Source organism: Mycoplasma sp. 5370, from assembly GCF_054343435.1.
The window spans coordinates 1-8571 of record NZ_JBTGVF010000030.1; the positions used below are offsets into that span (position 1 = coordinate 1).

11 protein-coding genes are annotated in these 8571 nt (G+C 23.1%); 9 read left to right on the plus strand and 2 right to left on the minus strand.

Annotation, left to right across the window (positions count from 1 at the left end):
* Positions 1-113: 113 nt before the first annotated feature.
* From ACXX88_RS03600 to ACXX88_RS03625, 6 genes are all read left to right on the plus strand, one after another.
* Positions 114-1124 (plus strand): TMEM164 family acyltransferase, encoded by a 1011-nt coding sequence (locus tag ACXX88_RS03600; protein ID WP_458559614.1) that lies wholly within the window; start codon positions 114-116, stop codon positions 1122-1124.
* Between the two features lie 23 nt (positions 1125-1147).
* Positions 1148-1987, plus strand: a complete 840-nt coding sequence (locus ACXX88_RS03605) for a hypothetical protein (RefSeq protein ID WP_458559615.1) — start codon at positions 1148-1150, stop codon at positions 1985-1987.
* 35 nt (positions 1988-2022) lie between these two features.
* A complete protein-coding gene (locus ACXX88_RS03610; protein ID WP_458559616.1) occupies positions 2023-2700 on the plus strand; it encodes a hypothetical protein in 678 nt (225 codons plus the stop codon).
* A 217-nt stretch (positions 2701-2917) separates the two neighbouring features.
* A complete protein-coding gene (locus ACXX88_RS03615; RefSeq protein WP_436358749.1) occupies positions 2918-3604 on the plus strand; it encodes a hypothetical protein in 687 nt (228 codons plus the stop codon).
* A complete protein-coding gene (locus tag ACXX88_RS03620) occupies positions 3591-3986 on the plus strand; it encodes a hypothetical protein (RefSeq protein ID WP_458557258.1) in 396 nt (131 codons plus the stop codon). The genes ACXX88_RS03615 and ACXX88_RS03620 overlap by 14 nt, the downstream gene beginning before the upstream one ends.
* The gene (locus ACXX88_RS03625; protein WP_436358751.1) at positions 3967-4887 is read left to right on the plus strand and encodes a hypothetical protein; all 921 of its coding nucleotides are present in this window, start codon (positions 3967-3969) and stop codon (positions 4885-4887) included. The genes ACXX88_RS03620 and ACXX88_RS03625 overlap by 20 nt, the downstream gene beginning before the upstream one ends.
* Before the next feature lie 34 nt (positions 4888-4921).
* Here ACXX88_RS03625 and ACXX88_RS03630 read toward each other — a convergent pair whose 3' ends face one another.
* A complete protein-coding gene (locus tag ACXX88_RS03630) occupies positions 4922-5920 on the minus strand; it encodes an NAD(P)-dependent oxidoreductase (protein WP_458557257.1) in 999 nt (332 codons plus the stop codon).
* On the minus strand, positions 5920-7023 hold the full coding sequence (locus ACXX88_RS03635) for an AEC family transporter (protein ID WP_458559617.1): 1104 nt from the start codon (positions 7021-7023) through the stop codon (positions 5920-5922). The genes ACXX88_RS03630 and ACXX88_RS03635 overlap by 1 nt, the downstream gene beginning before the upstream one ends.
* A 99-nt stretch (positions 7024-7122) precedes the next feature.
* Here ACXX88_RS03635 and ACXX88_RS03640 point away from each other — a divergent pair, with 99 nt between their 5' ends.
* From ACXX88_RS03640 to ACXX88_RS03650, 3 genes are read left to right on the plus strand one after another with little or no spacing between them, the layout of a single operon-like run.
* Positions 7123-7614, plus strand: a complete 492-nt coding sequence (locus ACXX88_RS03640; protein ID WP_436358754.1) for a hypothetical protein — start codon at positions 7123-7125, stop codon at positions 7612-7614.
* Positions 7614-8096 carry a DUF4231 domain-containing protein gene (locus ACXX88_RS03645; RefSeq protein WP_436358755.1) on the plus strand — a complete coding sequence of 161 codons (483 nt, stop codon included), beginning with the start codon at positions 7614-7616 and terminating at the stop codon, positions 8094-8096. Before ACXX88_RS03640 ends, ACXX88_RS03645 begins: the two co-directional genes overlap by 1 nt.
* Positions 8097-8098: 2 nt before the next feature.
* A complete protein-coding gene (locus ACXX88_RS03650) occupies positions 8099-8485 on the plus strand; it encodes a hypothetical protein (RefSeq protein ID WP_436358756.1) in 387 nt (128 codons plus the stop codon).
* Positions 8486-8571 lie beyond the last annotated feature (86 nt).

Here is an 8571-nt window from a genome sequence, read left to right on the forward strand (position 1 = left end):
AATAATTATTATTTTCATATCGCTAAAAAAAGGACATTTTGATTAATAATTTACATTTTAAAAACAAAAAATAGTATTATAATTTATATACAAAAATTTGAAAGGAGAAAAAAATGCAATTTTTAGATTTTTTTAATTGAAGAAGAAATGTAGTTACATTTGCAGAGTCTAAGATTTTATTTTATTCAATTTTTGCATTAATTCTTTTAGCAACTACTTTTGTTTGAATTTATAAATCAAAAATATATAACCATTTTAATTCAAACCCACACAAAAAATATTTAAAAAATTTAAACAAAGATCAATTATTTATGGTGATAGGTGCTTTTGTAATAATATTTAATATTTTTAGAATAATTTTATTTTTGGTTCGCGATTATCCTTGAAAATGAGAATTAATTCCTTTACATTTATGTAGATTTTATATAGTTTATTTTGGATTTATTTTCCTTTTCAAAAAGGCACACAATATTAAATATATTAGTATATTAGCTTTTTTAGGTGGAATAGTAGGATTTTTATTTGTAAATTTAGGACCTGTTCCTGAATTTATTAATCAAGACAGAATTTATAATTCTTTCCAACCAGGGACAATAGAATATGAAAGAGCAGGGTTTGACTCTGGATATGACACTTATGCTTACTGAGATTTTATATTAACTCATGGATTTGTAATTTTTATCCCAGTTCTAACACATATTGCATATGGCAAAAAAGCAAAAATAAACATTACAGTAATAACACAAGGACTTGTGATGATGTTAATTTTAGGAATAGTAATATTTTTTGTTTCTTGAATAATGTATGAAATTTTACAAAAAATAGACAACCCTAAATTAAAAATAGCATTAGATCCTAATTGGTTATACCTTGGTAGAACTGGAATAGGGACTTTGGGAAAACTAACAAGATGACCTTTAAATATAGTAACTTTATCAGTTTTAGTTCCTTTACTTACTTATTTAGCATATTTTATTTATGTATTGTTATCTTCTATAGAGTTTGGTAATTTTAATGAAAAAAACAAAAATCCTAAAATTAAATTTAGAAAACCAAGAGAAGTTTTCCAAGAACAACAAGATTGAACTTTCTTTAAAAAAATAATGAAAAAAGAAACTAAATAAAATTTATTCTTTTAAGGAGAGAAATGAATAGAATAGAGAAAAAAATCATAAAGTTTATAGTTATAGATACAAATTTTTTAATAAAAGATGAAATAAGAATAGAAAAAAATATTAAATTATTAGAAGAAGAAGATTTGTCTAAAGAAGTAGAACCTTCTTTAGAAGAATATTTAGAACATGCTAATAAATTATTTAGAAATTTAGAAGCACAACCATTAACACTAGAAGAACTTGAAGAACATATTGATTTTATTTCAAGACTCACTCACACTAATCTAGATAATGATTTACACAGCAAAAATAAAGAAGAATTATTGACAATAACAAATTTAATTTTAGCTGGAGATAGAGAAACTTTATTTAAAATATTAAAATTAAAAGAAATAAAAAGTTATACACAAACAGACTATGATTTTTATAAAAATTATGCAGAAAATATAAAATTAAGAGAAGAAAAAGAAAAATTATTAGAATTAATAGAAAAATTAAAAACTGCTAAAAAAACATTATCTATTTTTACTGGTGTGTTAGCCGGAACTTCCGCTTTAAGTTTTGCTCTTGCTTCTTTCGGTTTTGTTGGAGCCTTACCAATAGCAATAGCTGGTTCTGTTGGAGCAACTGCTTCTGCTTCTATTGTGGCAGGAATAAAATTAGCGTTAGTTAAATACGAAGAAGAAATGGCTAATATTAAAAAAGCTACTTATTCATTATCATCTATTTATACTTTAGGACATAGCATTTCTAATATATTAAAACCAATTTTAATTGCTAGCGGTGCAACTATTTCTGCATCAACATATTGATTTCCTGCGGCTTTTAATGCTGTATTATCAATAACATCAATTTTATCTCTATTGTTTTAATCATGAAATCATTTTTATTAATATTATTAGCATTTATGCTTTTTTCATTATTAAATTCATTGTTTTTCTTTGTGTCTTATAAACAAAAAACTTTTTTAGAAAAAATAGATAAAAGAATTTGAAAAGCGCAAAAAAATACAAAAAATACAAATAGTTTGATTGAATTTATAGATATTTGAGAAATCATTATTAATATTTCCTTTTTTATATTTTTTATAGTAATGTCTACAATTGAATCTTACAATCAAGAAAGCAATAATGTATATTGAATCTTATCGATTATTTTTAGTATTTTGTTCATAATTTACTTCATATTAATTTTTGTTATTTATAAGATAAAACTTTCTAGAAAAACAAAAAGCAAAGAAAAAACAGAAAATCCAATCCAAGAATTAATTAATTTTTGAGAACAAAATAAAGACTTAGAAAAATACAAAAACTTAACTTTTTATAGAAAAAACAAAAGTAGAAAAGATTTTATAATAAAAAGATTAAATAAACAAATTGAGTTAATTAAAAAAGAAAAAATGACTGATGCTGAATTATTTAATTCCTTAATTAATATTTATTTTTCTTGTTTTGTTATTTATTTATTTGGAAACAGTACATATATTTTTAAAGATAAAAACTATATAAATAGAAGAGAAAAAGATTTTTATAAAATAACACTTTGATACACACTAAATTTGTATTTTTCAAAAAACAAAAATTAATTTTATAGAGAGAATACCTATATAAAAAGGTATTTTTCTTTTTTTAAAAGTGATATAATATATTTACATATATTATGAAAAAAAGGAATTTTGAAATAAAAAAATAAAAAAATATAATTTTTTGCTTTTTTAAATAGTACACTTTTATTTAAGTATTATAATTTAATTATATATATTATGTAACTTCATTTTAAAATGAAGGGAAAGAAGGAATATTATGATTATAGATTTACCGATAAAAATAGAAAGTAGAGCTGTAATTCCTGTTATGGAATTATTATATGATAAACCGTGAGATCCGAAATTAGGAAAAAATATTGATGCAGGATGAGATAGGATTATGGACTTTTTGAATGAAAATAAATGAGAATATTTGCAAAAATTTAAAGACGGAAAAAGTTTAATAAAACTTTTAAAAGAAGTTACCATTTTTTATGAAAAAATTTTATCAGATCATATTTTAACCGAAACAAAAAAAGAAATTTCAAGTAATTTAGAAACTTTTTCAGAAGTTATAGGTTATCCGGCGGATGTTTTAGATAACGAAACACCACTTTCAACAATTTTAAAAGCTTCATCATTTTTGCTTAGTAGTTTATCTCTTTTAAGTAGTCAATTAATTTTGCAAGTAGGAATACTTCCAGATAAATTTATTTCTTTATCCAGATATTTAATAGAAACTTTATATCAAGAAGTGATACCTAATATAAAAATAATGGAAGAAACAATGAAAGAAATAGAAAATGAACTAGGAAAAAATAGTTTTATTTCTTTTTTTAAAGGTTATTTAGATTTAAAAACAATGATGTCGAATATGCAAAAAGCACTTTTTGATTTTAAATATTACACAGCCAGAAATGCTTACTCTGAAATTTATAAAAATAGAATAAATGATGGAAAATAAAGAAATTAAAAAAATACTAAAATGAATAAATAATGATTATTCATTTTTTAGACTTATATTCTTTTTAACTTTTAATTTTTTAATCCTTATATTTCCTTTAATTTTACTGATAATTGATTTAATTTTTAGAACTGAGATTTACAATAAGTTAGCTGCAAGTAGTGTAATTGCTTCACTTCTTTTTTATTTGTTACCAATTTTATTTTTTCCTTTTATATTATGAATATTAATAAAATACATTTTAATTTTAACCATTAAAATACAGATTTTAAAAAATAAAGAAATAGATTATAATGACTATAAAAATAAAATAAAAATGTTTTTTATAATGAATTTTAATTGAAAAAGATTGAGGGGAAATTATGAAGACAAACTTCTTTAGTTTAAAAAATGAAGTTGAAAAATTAACTTATTTAAGTTCGAGATTTAAATTATTTTTCTTTACCTTTATAGATTCTTTTATTTTCATTTTAACCTTATTTTTATCTATATTTTATTTAATCAAAATTAATGAAGCACCACATAAAGAAGTGATTATATATATTATTGTTTTTTGTTTTATATTTTCTATATTCTTTTTATTTGCAGCATTAAGAAGAGTTATGATTTTTGGACTATTATATTTTTATTATGAAAATAGAAGTAATTTAATTTGTTTTGCTTTAATATTATTAATAAATTTATTTTCTTTAAGAATTGGTTCAGTAATTAATGGATTTAAATTTATTAAAAACAGAAAAAATCTAAATTTCATAGAATCTAATTTAGATTTTGATAAAGTAATTTTTATAGGAGAAAAAGGTTTAGAATTATATTTTGATGATTTTTTTATAATAAAAAGTATTACTTTAATTTCTGATGATAAAAATTATGATTTAAAAGCAAAAATAAAGGATTTTTGTATAGAAATAGAACGAGATAAAATTTATAAATATAAAGATATTGAAATAGTTTTGGCAAATACACAAGAACTTTTTGTTGATAAAATAGATATTCAAAAAATTAATAATTTTAAAACCTTAAAATTTTATATTTTACTTTGTTTACTCATTAATTCTTTATATTTAAACAAAAATAATTATAAAAAAATGGTAGACAAAATTAATTTAATAGATTTTGTTTCAGAAGACGCTTGAATTTCTGATCAAGAAATAATGAAAGCAAAATCACAGCTAATATTACCTTCTAATTTAAAAGAAAATCTTTATCTAAAAGAAACAAAATATTTAGATAATTTATGACTTATGTATAGGATAATAAGGTTATTTATAAGTAAAGAATAAAAAAAGTTAACAAATAATTGTTAACTTTTTGTTTTTAGTAAACTTTATTTTTACAATCTCCGGTAGTTAAAAATTCATTTAAGTTATCAAAAGATTGTTCAACCATATTTGCAACTGCTTCATCTGTATATGAACCTATGTGTGGAGTTGCAACAAATCTTGGATAATAAGTCATTAATTTTTGAACTGTTTCATTTGGAAGTTCTTTTTGGTGTTTTTTAAAGAAAATTTCACCTTCGTTGTTAAATACATCTGCAGCAATAGCACTTAATTTGTTAGTTTCTAAAGCTCATAATAAAGCATTTTCATCTTGAATTTGACCACGAGCCGTATTTATTAAAATAGCATTATCTTTCATTTTGGAAATAAAATCTTTATTTATCATTTTATCATTTTGACCTTTAATATAAGGGATGTGAAATGAAATAATATTTGATTTTGCTAATAGGTCATCTAAATTGGTGTATTCCAGTACTTCTTTTGCCTTGTCATTTGGAAAAGGATCAAATCCTAAAACTTTTGCACCTATTGATTTAAAAAAGTGAGCAGTTCAATATCCGATTTTTCCTGTTCCAATAATTCCTACTGTTGTGTTTTTAAATTCTCTTGCAAAACCAAAAGGATCAACGGTAAAATCTTTATTATAACCTTTGTGAGCAAAGTGAAGACTTTTTCTGTTTAACATTACACCAAGTGAAAATGCTAATTCTGAAATAGCTGTTGGAGAATATGAAGGAACTCTTGCTGATTTGATTCCTAGTTCTTTCATTTTTTCTAAATCCATATGATCTGTACCCACAATTCTAGCTAAAATGTATTTAATACCAAAAGAATGAATTTTTTCTACAACAGCAGCATTAACTTTATCGCTTGCTCTTGTAATAACTGCATCAAAACCTTTAACACTATCAACAGTATTTTCATTTAATGAGTCAGAACGAAGTTCTAATTTATAATTGTATTTATTAAATTTGTGGAAAATTTCTTTTTCCACTTCTCTTACTCCAAAACAAATAACTTTTATATTTGCCATTAAAATACCAATCCTAAAATAACTATTCAAACAGGCATCATTACAATAGCACAAAGAGTTGCTAAAGCAGAACACTGTGCTGAATAAGTTTCATGCATTTTGTATTTCATGGAATAAGCAATAACAACTGTTGAAGGAGGAACTGCAGCAAAAATAACCATTGAACTAGCAACACTACCAGTAACCACTCCTGTATATTTTAAAGGTAACATTATTAACAGAACTAGTGATGGTATTGCTATCAATTTAATTGCTACAAATATTCAAACTCATATATCTTGTATTGCGTTTTTCAAAGGAACTGTAGCAATAGTCATACCAATTGTTATTCAAATTAATGGTGAAGCTAAACCTGAAAGAGTTTGGATTATTTTGTGTAAAGCAGGAAGAGTTTTACTTAATTCAAATCACCCCACTATAGCTCCTGTTTTGTTACCATCTTTATCTACTACATTTCAAGTACCACCAGGAATTAATTGACTTAATCATAAAATTAAACCAACAAATGTAGCGATAACAATAGGATTTAATAAAGCAGTTTTAATTGATTTTGAAAAGTTTGCTTTATTGAATTTAAGACCTGACATCAACATAAAACATAGAGAATAAAGGAAAATTCTGTATGGAATGTTTCAGATGTTAGCAGCTAAAACTCCGTTTTTGTCATAAACTGCTTGAATAATAGGTAGTCCAAAGAATGTTGTTGAACCAAAAATTAACATCATTCAAATAACTAAAGCTCTTGATTCTGTAACTTTTTCACCACCTAAAGTTTTAATAACTTTAGATTTTAAGAATTTTGGAACTTTTACAAATTTAACTCAAACTAATGCTATGATGCACAGCACTATGTAAAACGCAAAAGCAACCCCAAGAATTACAGCTTGTTCAATCAAACTTTTAATTGTAATGGTTTTCATAAAACCATTTAGCGCAAGAGCAGGCAAAGCAATTAATAAAACAATTTGATTTATAATTCCTTTACCTTCTTGTTTTAAAATTTTAAATTTTGCGAATAAGTAACCTATTGTAATAATCCCAATAGAAGCAATTATTGCTCCTCATAGGGATTGGTTACTCACTGTTTTGATAAATTGATCCATATTTATAAAAAATTTCTCCTAATTTGAGTTTAAAACTCATATATATTTTACTATTTTATTTTTAAAAAATAAAGTATAATATGTGCCGTCGGAGGAAAAATGAAAAATATTAATATTCAATTGCTTGAATATGTAGAAAGCAAAAAAAGAAAATTAGCAAAAGAAGCAAAATATTCTTCTATTTTAGATAATTTTATTAAATGAGCTTTAATAATTTTAAATTTAACTATTATTGCAATTGCGATAACAGTTATTGTTATAGAAGTAAATCGTTATAATTCTATTCCAGCAGAAACAAGAAAATCATTTTTTGATGAATTAGGTTTAACAATTGTACTTGCTTCCTTTATCGTTCTAACCTTTTTATTTAATTTATTTTTATCTATTTATAGAGAAGTAATGAAATTTAAAGATTATAAACAAGCAATGAGAAAAATAACATATATAACATATAAATTAAGAGAAGATGAAAATTATTCAAAAGAACAATTTGATAAAGAATTTAATCAAATTGAAAAAGATTTTTTAGCTAAAAAACAAGTTTCAAAAGGGCAATTAATCAAGAAATTTATTTTAGGAGGTGGAAAATAATGAATGTAAAATTATTTGATTCTACAAAAGAATTTATTGATTATATAACTTTAAAAACTAATATAAAAGCAAAAATTTATAAAATAATTTTTTGAGTAGCTGCTCTATTTTCATTATTATTTACTTTCTTTTCTGGTTTAATGGGAGTTGCAAAACTAGCTTCTTCTAGATTAGAAGAATTTAAAGGATTTGCCCTTTTATTCACTTCAGAAGTTGATGGAAAAATAGTAGATCAATGACCAATTTTCACATTGTGAATAGGAATTTCTTTAGCTATTTTAAATGGATTATTAGCTTTATTTGTTGTAAAGAAAAAATGAATAAGAAATCAAAAAGTTAATAATTTAATTTATTTAGAAAAAGTTCTTTTTGAAGCAAATGAAGGAAAATATGCAGAAGCAAAAAATAAAGATTTATTATTTTTTGATAGAGTTTCTGAAATACTTGGTAATAAATATTCACTTAACGAAGGAGAAGAATAATTATGGATTATTCAAATGAAATAAACAGAACTAAAAAAAGTATGAAAAGTTTAACTACTAAGTATTTAAGATCCAAATGAACTTTCTTAATTGTAAGTATTGCTTTAATTTTAATGAGTGCATTTAATGGATTGTTATCAGCTTATGCTATTGCTAAAAACCCAAATTTAACAGCAGTTTGATTATTTGTAACAATTTCAATCATAACTACAATAATGGCGTTTTTAACAGCAGCAGCTACATTATTTGCTTTCTCTAAAAAAAGAGAAACAAACAAGCAAAAAGCTTTATATTTAGAACAAATTGAACAAGATTTAAAAAATGATTCATTAACCATTTCAAAAGATGAATTAGTTGTTGAACTTGCACAAATAGATATTGAAGAATAAAGAAAATAACACTTAAAAAAAGTGTTATTTTTCTCCCGAGTTTCCCAGTTAACACTAAAAAGCAGAAAATCAACCATTTTTTTGGT